We start from the raw sequence: 14,873 nt of genomic DNA on the forward strand, positions 1-14,873 counted from the left end.
CGCCGGTTGCAGCAACCTCCCCCCGCCTTTAAACTGCAGTGCTGGCGCCAGTTCCGGTGCCAACCAAGGCCTGTGGCCAGACACCAGTGGACCGAACCAGGAACTCATCACACCCATGCCTGATTCCCTGCCCTCGGATTCCGTGGGCCTTGTAAGCCCGAAGACCATCCACTTCGACAAGCCGTTGGAGCTGGCCTGCGGCCAGTCGCTGGAAAGCTACGATCTGGTGGTGGAAACCTATGGCAAACTCAACGCCGATGCCAGCAATGCGGTACTGATCTGCCACGCACTCAGCGGCCATCACCATGCCGCTGGCTACCACTCGCTGGACGACCGCAAGCCGGGCTGGTGGGACAGCTGTATCGGCCCCGGCAAGCCCATTGATACCAATCGGTTTTTCGTGGTCAGCCTGAACAATCTCGGTGGCTGCCACGGCAGCACCGGCCCCAACTCGAACAACCCGGAAACCGGGAAACCCTATGGTCCGGATTTCCCGGTCGTTACCGTGGCTGACTGGGTCGCCAGCCAGGCCCGACTGGCGGATCATCTGGGCATTCAGCAATGGGCCGCTGTGGTTGGCGGCTCCCTCGGAGGCATGCAGGCCCTGCAGTGGAGCCTGGACTACCCGGACCGGCTAAGGCATTCCGTGGTCATCGCCTCGACTCCACGTCTGACCGCACAGAACATCGCCTTCAACGAAGTCGCACGGCAAGCCATCACTTCGGACCGGGAATTTTTCGAAGGCCGCTATTACGACGAGAATCTGGTGCCGAAGCGCGGCCTGATGCTGGCCCGGATGGTTGGCCACATCACCTATCTTTCAGACGCCTCCATGGGCGAAAAATTTGGCCGTGAACTGCGTGAGGAAGCCTACAAGTTCGGTTTCGACGCCGAGTTCCAGGTGGAAAGCTACCTGCGTTACCAGGGCGAGCGCTTTTCCGAAACCTTCGACGCCAACACCTATCTGTTGATGACCCGGGCACTGGACTACTTTGACCCCGCCTACGACTTCGGCGGCGATCTGTCCAAGGCCCTGGCACCGGCACAATGTGAATACCTGGTACTGTCCTTCAGCACCGACTGGCGATTCTCGCCGGCGCGCTCCGAGGAAATGGTCAATGCCATGATTTCCGCCAGAAAGCGCGTAAGCTATGCCGAAATTGATGCACCCTGGGGCCATGATGCCTTCCTGATCCCAACCCCCAGATACACCGACATCTTTACTGCGTATATGGACCGGGTAGCACGGGAGGTCGGCGCATGAGAGCAGATCTTGAAATTATTCAACAGTGGGTGCGCCCGGGCCACCACATTCTGGACCTGGGTTGCGGCGACGGCACCCTGCTGGATTTCCTGCAACGGGAGCGCAATGCCACCGGATTTGGCCTTGAGATCAACCCGGACCACATCACCACCTGTATGGGCCGCGGCGTACGGGTGATCGAGCAGAACCTGGATACCCAGGGCCTCGACAACTTCGATGATGGCATGTTCGATATTGTCCTGATGACCCAGGCCCTGCAGGCGGTACGCCGCCCGGACAAGGTCATTGATGAAATGCTGAGGGTGGGTCGCGAAGGCATCGTCACCTTCCCCAACTTTGCCCACTGGCGACTGCGTTGGGGCCTGGCGCTGAGCGGCCGAATGCCCGAATCCGATGCACTGCCGTATAAATGGTATAACACCCCCAATATCCGCCTTTGCACTTTCAAGGATTTTGAAGCGCTGTGCCGGCAGAAAGGCATCAAGATCAAAAGCCGCCGGGTAGTGGACGGGCAGCATCAGAACAGCTGGCTGGCGCGGCTCTGGCCCAATCTGTTGGGGGAAATCGCCATATACCGCATCACACGGGAGAGCACATGATGAACCTTCTGACTGCAAGCAAGACACTGTTTCTGGCATTCGGGCTCATGCTGGTATCGATCACCAGCCAGGCCGGACAAAAGGATTTCGGAGAATATCAGGTGCACTGGAGCGTGCTCCCCAGCACCTTCCTGGCGCCGGAAGTGGCACAGGCCAACAATCTGCAACGCAGCCGGGGCATCGGCATCGTTAACATCTCGATCATGACCGAAGACGAGCACGGCCAGATCCAGCCCGTCAGTGGGCAGGTGGAAGGCCAGGTCTCCAACGATATCCAGCAGGTGAACTTTCTGGCGTTCCGGCGCATTCAGGAAGGTGATGCCGTGTACTTCATTGCCCAGTACCAGTATCAATCCGGAGATCTGATGACGTTCAACGTCACGGCGCGCCCCAGCGGCCACCAGGAAGATCTTCCGATCCGTTTTTCCCATACCCTGTTCAACGACTGATACCATGGCCCGCAAACTCGTCATCGCCAGCAACAACAAGGGCAAGATCGCCGAACTGACTGATCTGCTCGCGCCACTTGGCTTGCAGCCGGTCGCCCAGGGTGAGCTTGGGGTATCAGAGGCCGAAGAACCGGCCGTTACCTTCGTTGAGAATGCCATTATCAAAGCCCGCCATGCGGCGAAAGCCACCGGCCTGCCTGCGCTGGCCGACGACAGTGGCCTGGCCGTGGATGCCCTGGACGGCCGCCCGGGCGTTCGCTCCGCCCGCTTTGCCGGCGAAGAGGCAACCGACAATGATAATGTCGAGGCGTTGCTGGCAGCGTTGAAAGACACGCCTGAAGCAGAGCGCAGCGCTCAGTTTCACTGCGTTCTGGTTTATCTCCGCCATGCTGACGATCCCACGCCGATCATCTGCCATGGTCGCTGGCCAGGCCGCATTCTTGCCGAGCCGCGCGGGCAAGGCGGCTTCGGTTACGACCCGGTCTTTCTGGTACCGGAGCATGGATGCAGCGCTGCCGAGCTGACACGGGAGCAGAAAGGCAGGATCAGCCATCGGGGACGGGCTCTGGCCAGCCTTCTGGATCAACTCAGGGCGGAGCTTTAATACTGTGACCGCCACCCTGCCCGTGGCGGTCTGCCCGCCCTTGAGTCTGTACATTCACGTGCCCTGGTGCGTGCGCAAATGCCCGTACTGCGACTTCAACTCCCACGCTGTCAAGGGAGAGATTCCCGAACACGCCTACCTGAACGCCCTTCTGGAAGACCTGGATCAGGATCTGGGCCTGGTACGGGAACGCCCCATTGAAACCGTATTCATCGGTGGCGGAACCCCGTCCCTGATGAGCGGCGCGTTCTACCACCGCCTGTTCGAGCGGCTCCGGGAACGGCTAACATTCAGCCCCGAGGCCGAAATCACCCTGGAGGCCAATCCCGGCACGCTGGAGACTGGTCGATTCGAGAGCTTCCGGGAGGCTGGCATCAATCGGCTGTCCATCGGTGTTCAAAGCTTTGATCCGGCGCAACTGAAAACCCTGGGCCGGATTCACGACAGAGCTTCGGCCCACAGCGCCATTGAAGCCGCCCGCAAGGCCGGTTTTGATAACTTCAATGTCGACTTGATGCATGGCCTGCCCGACCAGACACCGAGTCAGGCTCTGGATGATTTACAGGCAGCGTTGAGCTACCAGCCCCGGCACCTGTCCTGGTATCAGCTCACCATCGAGCCCAACACCGAGTTTTTCTCCCGACCACCCGCCCTGCCGGACGATGACCGGCTCTGGGAGATTTACCAGCTCGGGGGAGATCTGCTGCGCCAGGCGGGGATGGACGATTATGAAGTCTCCGCCTGGAGCCTGCCGGGCGCTCAGAGCCGGCATAACCTGAATTACTGGACCTTCGGGGATTATCTGGCCCTTGGGGCAGGCGGCCATGGCAAGGTGAGCCTTGCCGACGGACGCATCCTGCGATACTGGAAGACCAGGCAGCCCGACGCATATCTCAACCGGATCGGCTCCCGCACCGCTGGCAGTGAAGCCATAGAGCCGGAAGACCGGCCCCTGGAATTCATGATGAATGCGTTGAGACTAAAAAGCGGCACCGACGAAAGACTGTACGGTGAGCATACAGGTTTACCACTGTCGTCCATTGCGGTAAAACTTGAGCAGTTACGAAATGAAAACCTGATCGTCCCCGACCGTCTGCAGGCGACGGCAAAGGGGCAAAGATACCTGAACAGCCTGCTGGAGCACTTTCTCTGATGGACTCAGCCCAGCGCCCACCGCTTATTCCCATGCGCCCGATGAAGCTGCCCATGAAGGTTTCCCTGGTGGCTGCACTGGCACTGTGGCTGGTTCTGGTGGCGTTGAACCAGCCACTGCATACGTCCGCCGCGCCTCAGGGGATTGTCAGTTTACAGCTGGCCGGTACCGCCGAGCAGACTCACGCCATTCTGCGCAGCTGGCGGGACGGCAATCTCGCCATGGCACGGCTATCACTGTGGCTCGACTTTGTGTTCATCGTGGTCTATCTGGCCGCGCTGCTTCAATTAACCCGCCACTTCACCCGGGACAGACCGGGTATCCGGGAACGGATGGTCGCCCGCTGGGTGCGCGCCCTTTTTGTCATCGCAGGCATCAGCGATGTAGCGGAAAACATTGTTCTGCTTAATAACTTCAATCCGCCTTCAGACTCCCTGAGCCTGACCGCCACCATTCTGGCGCTGGTGAAATTCACCGGCCTGATACTTGGCATGGCGGGCCTGGTGGTCATCCGTGCTTCCCGCCGCAGGCCCCTGACTCACTCCCACTGAACTCAGTTGGTGCGATAAAACAACAAATCCCATACTCCGTGGCCAAGATTTTCGCCACGCTTCTCGAACTTGGTGATCGGGCGGTCATCAGGCTTGGGCGAATAACCACCTTGCTCCTGAGTATTGGCAAAGCCTTCTGACGCACTCATCACTTCCAGCATGTGCTCAGCGTAGTTCTCCCAGTCTGTGGCCAGGTGCAGAATACCGCCCACCCGCAGCTTATGGCGGATGCGCTGAACAAATTCCGGCTGGATCAAGCGGCGCTTGTGATGCTTTTTCTTGTGCCACGGGTCCGGGAAGAACACCATCACCCGATCCAGACAGGCATCCGGCAGACACAGGTCAATCACATCATTGGCATCAATGCTGTATACCCGCACATTCTCAAGACCACGCGATTCCACTTCTTTCAACAAGGCGCCGACGCCAGGCAGGTGCACTTCCACGCCGATAAAATCCTGCTCGGGTGCAGCTTCGGCCATATCGGCAAGGGATTTGCCCATCCCGAAACCGATCTCCAGGTTGAGCATGTTATCGCGGCCAAACACCTCACGGGGGTCGATCATGCCATTGTCACGGCTCAGTCCGTACTTGGCCCAGTTGCGATCGAAGGCCTTCTTCTGACCTTCGGTCATCCGCCCCTGGCGCAGTACAAAGCTGCGAACACCGCGGCGTGTGGTGACCGGATTCGTATCCTGAGTCTCGTTCTGGTCAGTCATTCTGTGTCCTCAAGCTTCAAAGCGGATCTCATGGAATAAACCTGGCACACAGTTTACCAGAGTCAGCAGCTTCAGGCGGAGACAACCGACCCCTGGCCAGCCTGACGGTCGAGTTGACGGTAACCCAGCGCCTCCATCAGGTGCGACTGGCTCAGGTGTTCAGCACCCTCCAGATCCGCCAGGGTGCGGGCCAGTCGTAATATTCGATGGAGCGCCCGGGCCGACAACCCCAGTCGCTCCATGGCCCGGGTCAACAACCGCTCACTGGCGGCATCCAGCCGGCAAGCCTGATCCAGCAACGCTCCCGAGAGGGCCGAGTTGAGCATCCCACGAGCCTCCTGCCGGGCCCTGGCAGCCAGAACCCTGGCCCTGACACTGGCGCTACTCTCACCGGACACCCCGGAACCGAGCAAGACCTCTCCGGACTGCACCGGAACTTCCACATGCAGATCGAACCGATCCAGTAACGGCCCCGAGATCTTTGCCCGATAACGCATCACCTGTGCCGGCGTGCACTGGCACTCGATATTGGGGTGACCACTGTAACCACACGGGCATGGGTTCATGGCGGCCACAACCTGAAATCGCGCTGGGAAAGTGACCTGCCGCGCCGCCCGGCTGATGGAGATTTCGCCTGTTTCCATAGGCTCCCGCAGCACTTCCAGGACCCGCCGTTCAAACTCCGGCAGTTCATCGAGAAACAACACCCCCCGGTGCGCCAGAGAGATCTCGCCCGGGCGAGGACTGCTGCCACCGCCCACCAGCGCCACCGCAGACGCCGTGTGATGAGGCGCCCTGAATGGTGGCTGACGCCAGCCACCTGGCTTTAGCGGCTGGCCCGCAACGGAATGCACGCTGGCCACCTCCATGGCTGCCTCATCTGGCAAACCTGGCAGAATGCCCGGTAACCGGCTCGCCAGCATACTTTTACCGGTTCCGGGAGGGCCGAAAAACAACAGATTGTGACCGCCAGCTGCGGCCACCTCCAGCGCCCGACGGGGCACTTGCTGGCCTCGCACCTCTGAGAGATCGGCCACAGACACCGCTGCGGCACCGTCTCCCGGCGTTTCAGATCGAGGAACAGGAACCAGCCGGGCACGACCCGCCAGATGCTCACAGACCGTCAGCAGATGGCTGGCGGCAAGCACATCATCACGGCTGGCCAGGGCGGCCTCCTCGGCGTTGTCCTGCGGTAGCAACAGCGAACGACCCGCCTCGCGAGCCGCCAGTACCGCGGGCAATATCCCCTTGAGGGGCCGAAGCGCACCATCCAGGGACAGCTCTCCGAGAAACTCGTGGCTTTCGAGGCTTTCGGGGGGAATCTGGCCGGAGGCTGCCAGGATGCCCAGGGCAATGGGCAAATCAAAACGGCCACCTTCTTTGGGCAGGTCAGCAGGCGCGAGATTGATGGTGATTCTACGGGCGGGGAATTCGAAACCGGCATTCAGCAGTGCACTGCGAACCCGATCCTTGCTTTCCCTCACTCCGGTTTCCGGCAACCCGACGATGGATAATGCCGGCAGGCCACCAGACAGGTGCACCTCAACGGTAACTGGGGGAGCAGACACGCCAATGCTGGCGCGCGAATGGACAATAGCGAGCATGACAACCTTCCATGGCACAGAACAATCAGTCGTTGCGGGCAGCGACCCTGCCGCCCGGGCAAACCATCAGGAACTCTGGCGTTGTTCCAGTTCGGCAACACGTTTTTCCAGGGCCTCAACCTTTTCACGGGTTTTCATCAGGACCGCCTGCTGGGCATCAAATTCTTCCCGGGTCACCAGCTCCAGCCGGGACAGAACCGACATCACCGTGGCCCGGGCCTGGGTTTCAAAATCTTCCCGTGCTGCCCGCGCCATATCGGGAACAAACTGGCCAAACTGACCCTGCAACTGAGAAAAAATTTCCTGGGGCCCTTTCATCAATCACCTCTCGAATCGGTTTTTCGGCGATATCAGACTATTTTCCGTGTCGCCGGGGTGTTTGCGGGAGTGTATCACACCCTACCCCCTGCCATACTGTACCCGGTCGGCATTATAATGGCCGCGGCCGATGGCCCGACTGCGCTGTTTTGAGACAATCGCAGGCACAATGCACCACAACGGTGCATCAAGCTGCGCCATTTCGGCACAGACAATAATTAAGAGTTTGTTTTAAAAGCTATTTTTTGCGTTGGCATACCCGATGCTAAAGCCCTCGTACGCAATCCGCACAATTGATGTGCGAGGTGGCAGCATCCCGAACTCAACAACCGGCCGACGGGCCCTCACTGTTGGGACGGCTTTACCAAGGAGAAAGCAATGAAACTTGTGACAGCGATCATCAAGCCTTTCAAATTGGATGATGTCCGTGAGGCACTATCCGAGATTGGCGTACAAGGCGTAACCGTCACTGAAGTCAAAGGCTTCGGTCGGCAGAAAGGCCACACAGAGCTCTATCGTGGCGCGGAATACGTGGTGGATTTCCTGCCCAAGGTCAAAGTGGAGATCGCCATTGGCGACAACCTGCTGGACCAGGTCATCGAAGCCATCACCAAGGCAGCCAATACCGGCAAGATCGGCGACGGCAAAATATTCGTGACTGAACTGGAACAGGCTATCCGGATCCGGACAGGCGAAACCGGCGAAGAAGCGGTCTGATCCAGAACTGACACCCAGCCAACGCAAAAAACTTATAACCTGAAGAGCCTTGTGCGGAGGGCTTCCTATGGAAAGCAATCTCTTTCACCTGCAGTATGCAATAGATACCTTTTATTTTCTCGTGTGTGGCGCATTAGTCATGTGGATGGCCGCAGGCTTTGCCATGCTCGAGTCCGGCCTGGTGCGTGCTAAAAACACCACCGAAATCCTGACCAAGAACGTCGCGCTCTTTGCCGTGGCCTGCACCATGTACCTGGTGTGCGGTTACGCCATCATGTACGGCGGTAACGTCTTCCTCTCCGGCATCGCCGATGTGGACGTGGACGGCGTACTGGGTGACTTCGCCACCCGTGAAGACGGCTTCACCGGCGGCTCCATCTACTCGGCGGCCTCTGACTTCTTCTTCCAGGTCGTGTTCGTGGCCACCGCCATGTCCATCGTGTCCGGCGCGGTTGCCGAGCGCATGAAGCTGTGGGCGTTCCTGGTATTCGCGGTCTTCATGACTGGCTTTATCTACCCGCTGGAAGGCGCGTGGACCTGGGGTGGCGCCGATGTGTTCGGTATGTACAACCTCGGTGATCTTGGCTTCAGTGACTTCGCCGGCTCCGGCATCGTACACATGGCAGGTGCCGCTGCGGCCCTGGCTGGTGTACTGCTGCTTGGCCCGCGTAAAGGCAAATACGGCCCCAACGGTGAAATCCGTGCCTTCCCGGGCGCCAACATGCCACTGGCCGCTCTGGGTACCTTCATCCTGTGGATGGGCTGGTTCGGTTTCAACGGTGGTTCTGTACTGAAACTCGGCGACGTCGCCAGTGCCAACTCCGTGGCCATGGTGTTCCTGAACACCAACGCAGCCGCTGCCGGTGGCGCTATTGCCGCCCTGATCACCGCTCGCCTGATGTTTGGCAAGGCTGATCTGACCATGCTGCTGAACGGTGCGATCGCCGGTCTGGTGGTAATCACCGCCGAGCCATCCACCCCGAGCGCGCTGACAGCCACTATCTGGGGCGCCCTGGGCGGCATCCTGGTGGTACTGAGCATCGTCACTCTGGACAAGCTGCGCATCGACGATCCGGTCGGCGCCATCTCTGCCCACGGTGTCTGTGGTCTGCTGGGCCTGCTGCTGGTACCGGTTACCAACGGCGATGTCAGCTTCAGCGGCCAAATCATCGGCGCCCTGACCATCTTCATCTGGGTATTCGTAGCCAGTCTGGTCGTCTGGGGTATCCTGAAGGCTGTCATGGGCATCCGTGTGACCGAAGAGGAAGAGTACGAAGGTGTCGACCTCTCCGAATGCGGTATGGAAGCCTATCCGGAGTTTGTCAGCGGCAAGCAGTAACACCGCTACCTATCGGAACGAAAAAGGGCGCCCTTGTGGCGCCCTTTTTCTTTAAGCTCTGGTTCAACCCTCTTCCGGGCGAACCTCATCTTCCAGCGCATCCACCATAAACTGCGGCATGGCCAAGGCACCGTGGTGCACCCCGGCATTGTAGTAACGGGTGACAAAGGGGCGGTTGTTGGCATCTTCCTCGCGGAAATACTTCAGCGGGTTTTCCTTGCTGCCCATGGTGCAGCTCCACCAGCCCGTGGGGTATACCGGCTGGGGGAATGGCAATGTCTGCACATGGCCAAAACCGGCTTTGTGCATGTCATCGTGAATGTCCTTGATGATGGTATTGGTGTGCAGCAGGGGGGATTCGCTCTGCTGAACGATGATACCGCCCTCCCTCAGGGCCAACATGGCATCGCGATAGAAATCCAGCGCGAACAGGCCTTCCGCAGGACCCACCGGGTCGGTACTGTCGATAATCAGCACATCAATGCTGTTCGGTTCGATATCACGCATCCACTGGATGCCATCACCGAAAAAGAAGTTGGCACGGGGGTCGCCATTAGCTTCGCACAGTTCTGGAAAATACTTCTCAGACATGCGGGTTACCCGCTCATCGATCTCCACCTGCCAGGCTTCCTGCACTCCTGGGTGTTTCAGAACTTCTTTCAGGGTGCCGCAGTCGCCACCACCGACGATGACCACTTTTTTCGGGTCCTTGTGGGTGAACAGCGCAGGATGGGTCATCATTTCGTGGTACAGGAAATTGTCCCTGGTGGTCAGCATCACACAGCCGTCCAGAACCATCAGGTTGCCGAAGGTTTCGGTTTCATAGATTTCGAGTTTCTGAAATGGCGTCTGCTCTTCATGGAGCTTGCGCTTTACCTGCAGGGAAAAAGCGGTGCCCTGGTCCTGAAATACCTCGGTGAACCAGCCTTCGTTCAATGCGGTCATGTCTGTCTCCCACTGTGTGCCGCTGCAATGTGCCGGGGCATCTGAAAGGGGCGTATTGTAGGTGCAGTGGTCAGCTCCTACAATGCAGCCTGTTACCGGCCCGCCGGCCGCCCCGGGTTTCCTGACAGGATAGCAACAATGGCTGAAACCGCTGCATCACCAGCCCACAAGGTCTACAACATCGCTCACTGGAGTGACGGATACATTTCAGTCAACGGTCAGGGCGAGGTTGAAATCTGCCCGGACCGGGGCAGAAGCGACGCCCGCATCAACCTGCCAGCGCTGACTCGTTCGCTGGCCGAAGCCGGTGTTCCCCTGCCGGTTCTGATTCGCTTTACCGATATCCTGCACGACCGGGTCAACAAGCTCTGCAATGCCTTCAACAAAGTCACTCAGGAGCAGGGCTACCGGGGCCGCTATACGGCGGTTTACCCCATCAAGGTAAACCAGCAGCGCCGGGTGGTGGAGGAACTGCTGTCAGCCGAACCGGCCGCCTCGGCCAACCAGGTGGGCCTTGAAGCCGGCAGCAAACCAGAGTTGATGGCCGTACTGGCGCTGGCAAAGCAGGCCGGTTCGGTGATTGTCTGCAACGGCTACAAGGACCGGGAGTACATCCGCCTGGCACTGATCGGCCAGAAACTGGGTCACCGGGTGTTTATCGTGGTGGAAAAGCAGTCGGAACTGCCACTGATTCTGGAAGAAGCAAAGAAGCTGGGCATTTCCCCGCTGATTGGCGTGCGAGCCCGTCTGGCGACTATTGGCAAGGGCAACTGGCAGAATACCGGGGGCGAGAAATCCAAGTTCGGTCTGTCTGCCAGCCAGGTACTGGATGTGGTGGATACCCTGAAACAGGCCGGAGCCCTGGGCACCCTGCAACTGCTGCATTTCCATCTGGGCTCACAGATTGCGAATATCCGGGACATCCAGACCGGCTTGCGTGAGTGCGCTCGCTTCTACACGGAACTGCACGCTATGGGCGCCCCCATCGGTACCGTCGATATAGGCGGCGGCCTGGGTGTCGACTACGAAGGAACCCGTTCCCGCAGTAGCTGCTCCATGAACTACAGCGTATTCGAATACGCCTACAACGTGGTGCACGTGCTGCAGTCCGAGTGTGACCGCCAGGGTATCCCGCACCCGGACCTGATCAGTGAATCCGGCCGGGCGCTCACCGCCCATCATTCGGTACTGGTCACCAATGTGATTGACCGCGAATACCCGGACAACCGCGAGCCTACGGAACCCGCTGCTGAGGCCCCCGCGCCGCTGCAGGATCTCTGGCGAGACCTGGAAAGTCTTCAGGATGAGGACTCGCCCCGCTCACTGGCGGAAATCTATCACGACATCCTGCACGCCATGGCCGATGTCCACGCCCAGTTTGCCCACGGTTTGCTGTCCCTGCAGGAGCGGGCCCAGGCCGAAACCCTGTACGTGCGCTGCTGCCGGATGCTCCGGGCCGAGCTGGACAGCGCCAACCGGGCGCACCGGGAAATCATCGACGAGCTGAACGAGAAGCTTGCTGAGAAACTGTTCGTGAACTTTTCCCTGTTCCAGTCCCTGCCCGATGTCTGGGGCATCGATCAGATCTTTCCGGTGATGCCGATCAACGGGCTTAACCGGTCACTGAACCGGCGGGCCGTGATCCAGGATATCACCTGCGATTCGGACGGCCGGATTGATCAGTACGTGGACGGCCAGGGCATCGAAACCACCTTGCCACTGCCCGAACACGACCCGGAGTCCCCTTTGCTGATGGGCTTCTTCATGACCGGCGCCTATCAGGAAATCCTTGGCGATATGCACAACCTGTTTGGCGATACCCACTCGGTGGACGTGAAACTGGACCAACAGGGGCAATATCAGGTGGGGGAACCCATTACCGGGGACACCGTGGCGAAAGTACTGCGTTATGTGAATTTCGAGCCCGCCAACCTGCTTGAGGCCTACCGGCAGAAGTTCCGGCACAGCGGCCTGTCTGAAGAGCTGCAGCAAACGCTGCTGGCCGAGCTGTCCTCCGGGCTTGAGGGTTATACCTACCTGGAGGAAGGATAAATCGTCAGGACGGACGAAAAGGCGTGATCAGGTCTGATTGTCCCGGCGCCAGGCCGAGGGCGACATTCCTTCCCACTTGCGAAAGGCCCGGCCGAAATTGGACGGGTCGCTGTAACCCAGATGCTCGGCAATCTCGTCAATGCTCATCGCCGAATGGCGCAACAGCAGCTCCCGGGCACGCTGATGTCGCACACTCTCCTGAAGACCATGAAAGCCTCCACCCTCGGCGGAGAGCTGCCGCCGAAGCGTTCGTGGCGACACCCCCATTTGCTGCGCCACATCCTCGAGGCCGGGCAAACGACCATCCCGGGCAGACTCCAGCAAACGCAAGACCCGATCGCTCACCGAGGCAGAAGCTTCCATCTGGCGCATTTCTTCCTCGCACTGGGCTTCTGCCACCCGGCGGGCAACCGGATTGGACAGTGACATCGGTAATCCCAGAAACGACTTGCGAAAACGCAACTGGTTTACTCCCGCCGAGAACGTGACCTTGCCGCCGAACAGATACTGGTAGCGCTCAACATCCTCGGGGCGAGGGTAATCCACCAGGCACCGCCCGCCATCCAGTAACTGAGTGCCGAATAACAGGTAATTCACATCCATCAGGGTGGCCATCACCACTTCGATATTAAACCGATGAAGCTTCTCGGTGTCGTGGTGAATCTCCAGCTGAATCACTGCATCCTCATCCTCGACAAAGAACGCCAGCGACATGTAGGCAAACCGGATCCGGAAATATTTGATCAACACCGCCAGCGCCTGCTCCAGGGTGTCGCAACTGATGGCAGCCTGGGACAGGGCTCCGTGCGCGGTGAACTTCAGGCGTTTGCCGTATTCCAGCCCCAGGCATTCATCACCACAGCGGGTCAGTGCCTGCTGGCATAACGCCGTGAACTGATCAAGTGTAATGAAATTGTCGGGATGACTGAGCTGGCTGTTTCGAATACCAGCCACTGACACGAGATCCGAACGACGCACCCCACGCTCCTCTGCCAACTGGCAGAGAATTTCAGCGTAATGCACCCGCATAACGGGCAAAGAGCCACTGGAGAGCGTTGCGTTCATGGTCTGGAATTTTTGATCGTTGTTTTACCGATCAGACTAGCCCCTGCCGGGGCAACCGGCAATAACCCCGGTGACGCAGTTCTTCCGGCCTTCAGGCCATCCCGACAATTTTTTCGGAATCCATGAATCCGCCCGGTAATCCATTGCGTAAACACTCTCACTGACAAATCTGTGACGAGTGCATAGAATGATGACCATAGCCAGCTCAAATACGATAACTGTCAAGGAGCGCCCGGTGACAACACTGGAGCAGCAACCAACGAAAACCGAAGGGCGCAAAGACCCCTGGGGTGTTTTGTTGGAAAAAGTCGGCAAGCATCAGGATCGGGCGGCTTATCATGCTTTGTTCGAGCACTTTGCCCCGCAGATCAAGTACTACGCAATCTCGAACGGGCTGGCCAGCCACGCGGAAGAGCTGGTGCAGGAAGTCTTCGTCTCTATCTGGCGCCGCTCTTGTCTTTACGACTGGCGCAAAGCGGCCGCATCCACCTGGATTTTCACCATTGCCCGGAACCAGCGCATTGATATGCTGCGCAAAATGCAGCGCACCAGTGCTGAGATGGCGGTGGAAACCGAGGATCTCTGGCAGATCCCGGGTGATAATGAAGACGAGCCGGTCACCTCCCTGCACCGCCTGATGTCCGAGCGGCGCATCCGGGAGTCGCTGAGCCAGCTCCCGGAAGAGCAGATTACCGTAATCGCGAAGGTGTATATGGAGCACAAATCCCACCAGATGGTGGCAGATGAGCTCAACATTCCTCTCGGCACCGTGAAAAGCCGGGTTCGCCTGGCACTGAACAAACTGAAAGTGATTTTGCAGGATCAAAACGTATGACACGGCACCATCCCGACAGCCTGAGTCTGATGGAGTACAGTGCGGGCAACCTGAGCGAGCCCCATGCACTGTGCATCCGCCTGCATCTGGAGCAGTGCCCCCACTGCCGTAGCCGGGTCGATACTCTGAACAGTCTGGGCGCTGTCATGATGGATCACCAGCCAAAGGTGACGGTGACTGATTCGAGCTTTGATCAGTTGATGGCGCGCATTGATAGCTCACCAGAAGCATCATCCCCGGTGGTTACCCGGCCAAAGGTAAGCCCGCTGCAGAAACTGCTCGGGGATGATATCAATGTCCTGCCCTGGAAACGTCAACTGGCGGATGTCAGCGTGCTCGACATTACCGACAAGTTCCCTGGCCAGAGCGAGCGGGTTGTCCTGCAGAAACTGGTAGCGGGCGGCAAGGCGCCGGCCCATACCCACCGTGGCGATGAAACCACGATCGTGCTGCAGGGCGCGTTCGCAGACCAGAAGGGCGTGTTCAATCAGTGGGACTTTGTCGTACTGAACGAACAGGATGAACATCGTCCGGTGGCCGTCGGTTGCGAGGACTGCATTACGTTGTCAGTGCTCAGCGCCCCGCTGAAGTTGACCGGTACCTTCACCCGTCTGCTCAACCCGTTCCTGCGTTAACAGCATGCTGCGGCACCGCCGCAG

16 protein-coding genes are annotated in these 14,873 nt (G+C 59.0%); 11 read left to right on the forward strand and 5 right to left on the reverse strand.

The features are described 5' to 3' along the window. Nucleotides 1-115 precede the first annotated feature (115 nt). Genes metX through Q674_RS26835 form a run of 6 tightly spaced genes read left to right on the forward strand, consistent with a single transcriptional unit; the run spans nucleotide 116 to nucleotide 4,620 of the window. Nucleotides 116-1,264: a homoserine O-succinyltransferase MetX gene (metX, locus tag Q674_RS26810; RefSeq protein ID WP_011784077.1), complete on the forward strand. Its 1,149-nt coding sequence runs from the start codon at nucleotides 116-118 to the stop codon at nucleotides 1,262-1,264. Continuing rightward, nucleotides 1,261-1,863 carry a methionine biosynthesis protein MetW gene (gene metW, locus Q674_RS26815; RefSeq protein WP_011784076.1) on the forward strand — a complete coding sequence of 201 codons (603 nt, stop codon included), beginning with the start codon at nucleotides 1,261-1,263 and terminating at the stop codon, nucleotides 1,861-1,863. The genes metX and metW overlap by 4 nt, the downstream gene beginning before the upstream one ends. Beyond that, nucleotides 1,860-2,312: a DUF4426 domain-containing protein gene (locus tag Q674_RS26820; protein ID WP_011784075.1), complete on the forward strand. Its 453-nt coding sequence runs from the start codon at nucleotides 1,860-1,862 to the stop codon at nucleotides 2,310-2,312. Before metW ends, Q674_RS26820 begins: the two co-directional genes overlap by 4 nt. A gap of 4 nt (nucleotides 2,313-2,316) precedes the next feature. Further along, entirely contained in the window at nucleotides 2,317-2,916 is a 600-nt protein-coding gene (rdgB, locus tag Q674_RS26825; protein WP_022992151.1) for an RdgB/HAM1 family non-canonical purine NTP pyrophosphatase, read from the forward strand. Nucleotides 2,917-2,920: 4 nt separating this feature from the next. Next, on the forward strand, nucleotides 2,921-4,069 hold the full coding sequence (gene hemW / locus Q674_RS26830; RefSeq protein WP_011784073.1) for a radical SAM family heme chaperone HemW: 1,149 nt from the start codon (nucleotides 2,921-2,923) through the stop codon (nucleotides 4,067-4,069). Beyond that, nucleotides 4,069-4,620: a hypothetical protein gene (locus tag Q674_RS26835; RefSeq protein ID WP_011784072.1), complete on the forward strand. Its 552-nt coding sequence runs from the start codon at nucleotides 4,069-4,071 to the stop codon at nucleotides 4,618-4,620. Before hemW ends, Q674_RS26835 begins: the two co-directional genes overlap by 1 nt. A 2-nt stretch (nucleotides 4,621-4,622) precedes the next feature. Here Q674_RS26835 and trmB read toward each other — a convergent pair whose 3' ends face one another. The 3 genes from trmB to Q674_RS26850 form a co-directional block, all read right to left on the reverse strand. After that, the gene (gene trmB / locus Q674_RS26840; RefSeq protein WP_014420388.1) at nucleotides 4,623-5,339 is read right to left on the reverse strand and encodes a tRNA (guanosine(46)-N7)-methyltransferase TrmB; all 717 of its coding nucleotides are present in this window, start codon (nucleotides 5,337-5,339) and stop codon (nucleotides 4,623-4,625) included. 71 nt (nucleotides 5,340-5,410) lie between these two features. Further along, entirely contained in the window at nucleotides 5,411-6,943 is a 1,533-nt protein-coding gene (locus Q674_RS26845) for a YifB family Mg chelatase-like AAA ATPase (protein WP_022992150.1), read from the reverse strand. Nucleotides 6,944-7,009: 66 nt separating this feature from the next. After that, nucleotides 7,010-7,261, reverse strand: a complete 252-nt coding sequence (locus Q674_RS26850) for an accessory factor UbiK family protein (RefSeq protein ID WP_011784069.1) — start codon at nucleotides 7,259-7,261, stop codon at nucleotides 7,010-7,012. Between the two features lie 378 nt (nucleotides 7,262-7,639). Between Q674_RS26850 and glnK the strand changes: the two genes are divergently transcribed. Next, entirely contained in the window at nucleotides 7,640-7,978 is a 339-nt protein-coding gene (gene glnK, locus Q674_RS26855; RefSeq protein WP_011784068.1) for a P-II family nitrogen regulator, read from the forward strand. 67 nt (nucleotides 7,979-8,045) lie between these two features. Then, nucleotides 8,046-9,317, forward strand: coding sequence for an ammonium transporter (locus Q674_RS26860; protein ID WP_011784067.1), 1,272 nt, complete (start codon nucleotides 8,046-8,048; stop codon nucleotides 9,315-9,317). 63 nt (nucleotides 9,318-9,380) lie between these two features. Here the strand turns inward: Q674_RS26860 and speE are convergent, their stop codons facing one another. Next, nucleotides 9,381-10,262, reverse strand: a complete 882-nt coding sequence (gene speE, locus Q674_RS26865) for a polyamine aminopropyltransferase (protein WP_011784066.1) — start codon at nucleotides 10,260-10,262, stop codon at nucleotides 9,381-9,383. A 138-nt stretch (nucleotides 10,263-10,400) separates the two neighbouring features. Between speE and speA the strand changes: the two genes are divergently transcribed. After that, entirely contained in the window at nucleotides 10,401-12,314 is a 1,914-nt protein-coding gene (speA, locus tag Q674_RS26870) for a biosynthetic arginine decarboxylase (RefSeq protein WP_011784065.1), read from the forward strand. Nucleotides 12,315-12,341: 27 nt separating this feature from the next. Here the strand turns inward: speA and Q674_RS26875 are convergent, their stop codons facing one another. Beyond that, nucleotides 12,342-13,379, reverse strand: a complete 1,038-nt coding sequence (locus Q674_RS26875; protein WP_011784064.1) for an AraC family transcriptional regulator — start codon at nucleotides 13,377-13,379, stop codon at nucleotides 12,342-12,344. A 235-nt stretch (nucleotides 13,380-13,614) separates the two neighbouring features. Here Q674_RS26875 and Q674_RS26880 point away from each other — a divergent pair, with 235 nt between their 5' ends. Together Q674_RS26880 and Q674_RS26885 are read left to right on the forward strand one after the other, a co-directional pair. Next, complete coding sequence (locus Q674_RS26880) at nucleotides 13,615-14,214, forward strand: sigma-70 family RNA polymerase sigma factor (RefSeq protein ID WP_014420382.1); 600 nt, start codon at nucleotides 13,615-13,617, stop codon at nucleotides 14,212-14,214. Further along, nucleotides 14,211-14,849: a ChrR family anti-sigma-E factor gene (locus Q674_RS26885; protein WP_023008366.1), complete on the forward strand. Its 639-nt coding sequence runs from the start codon at nucleotides 14,211-14,213 to the stop codon at nucleotides 14,847-14,849. The genes Q674_RS26880 and Q674_RS26885 overlap by 4 nt, the downstream gene beginning before the upstream one ends. The last annotated feature ends 24 nt before the right edge of the window (nucleotides 14,850-14,873 follow it).

Source organism: Marinobacter sp. EVN1 (assembly GCF_000475375.1).
GTDB lineage: Bacteria > Pseudomonadota > Gammaproteobacteria > Pseudomonadales > Oleiphilaceae > Marinobacter > Marinobacter nauticus.

Excerpts from the sequence above, each read along its gene's own strand:
- metX (WP_011784077.1), top strand. The coding sequence starts at position 116 with ATGCCTGATTCCCTGCCCTCGGATTCCGTGGGCCTTGTAAGCCCGAAG.
- metW (WP_011784076.1), top strand. The coding sequence starts at position 1,261 with ATGAGAGCAGATCTTGAAATTATTCAACAGTGGGTGCGCCCGGGCCAC.
- Q674_RS26820 (WP_011784075.1), top strand. The coding sequence starts at position 1,860 with ATGATGAACCTTCTGACTGCAAGCAAGACACTGTTTCTGGCATTCGGG.
- rdgB (WP_022992151.1), top strand. The coding sequence starts at position 2,317 with ATGGCCCGCAAACTCGTCATCGCCAGCAACAACAAGGGCAAGATCGCC.
- Q674_RS26835 (WP_011784072.1), top strand. The coding sequence starts at position 4,069 with ATGGACTCAGCCCAGCGCCCACCGCTTATTCCCATGCGCCCGATGAAG.
- trmB (WP_014420388.1), bottom strand. The coding sequence starts at position 5,339 with ATGACTGACCAGAACGAGACTCAGGATACGAATCCGGTCACCACACGC.
- Q674_RS26845 (WP_022992150.1), bottom strand. The coding sequence starts at position 6,943 with ATGCTCGCTATTGTCCATTCGCGCGCCAGCATTGGCGTGTCTGCTCCC.
- Q674_RS26850 (WP_011784069.1), bottom strand. The coding sequence starts at position 7,261 with ATGAAAGGGCCCCAGGAAATTTTTTCTCAGTTGCAGGGTCAGTTTGGC.
- glnK (WP_011784068.1), top strand. The coding sequence starts at position 7,640 with ATGAAACTTGTGACAGCGATCATCAAGCCTTTCAAATTGGATGATGTC.
- Q674_RS26860 (WP_011784067.1), top strand. The coding sequence starts at position 8,046 with ATGGAAAGCAATCTCTTTCACCTGCAGTATGCAATAGATACCTTTTAT.
- speE (WP_011784066.1), bottom strand. The coding sequence starts at position 10,262 with ATGACCGCATTGAACGAAGGCTGGTTCACCGAGGTATTTCAGGACCAG.
- speA (WP_011784065.1), top strand. The coding sequence starts at position 10,401 with ATGGCTGAAACCGCTGCATCACCAGCCCACAAGGTCTACAACATCGCT.
- Q674_RS26875 (WP_011784064.1), bottom strand. The coding sequence starts at position 13,379 with ATGAACGCAACGCTCTCCAGTGGCTCTTTGCCCGTTATGCGGGTGCAT.
- Q674_RS26885 (WP_023008366.1), top strand. The coding sequence starts at position 14,211 with ATGACACGGCACCATCCCGACAGCCTGAGTCTGATGGAGTACAGTGCG.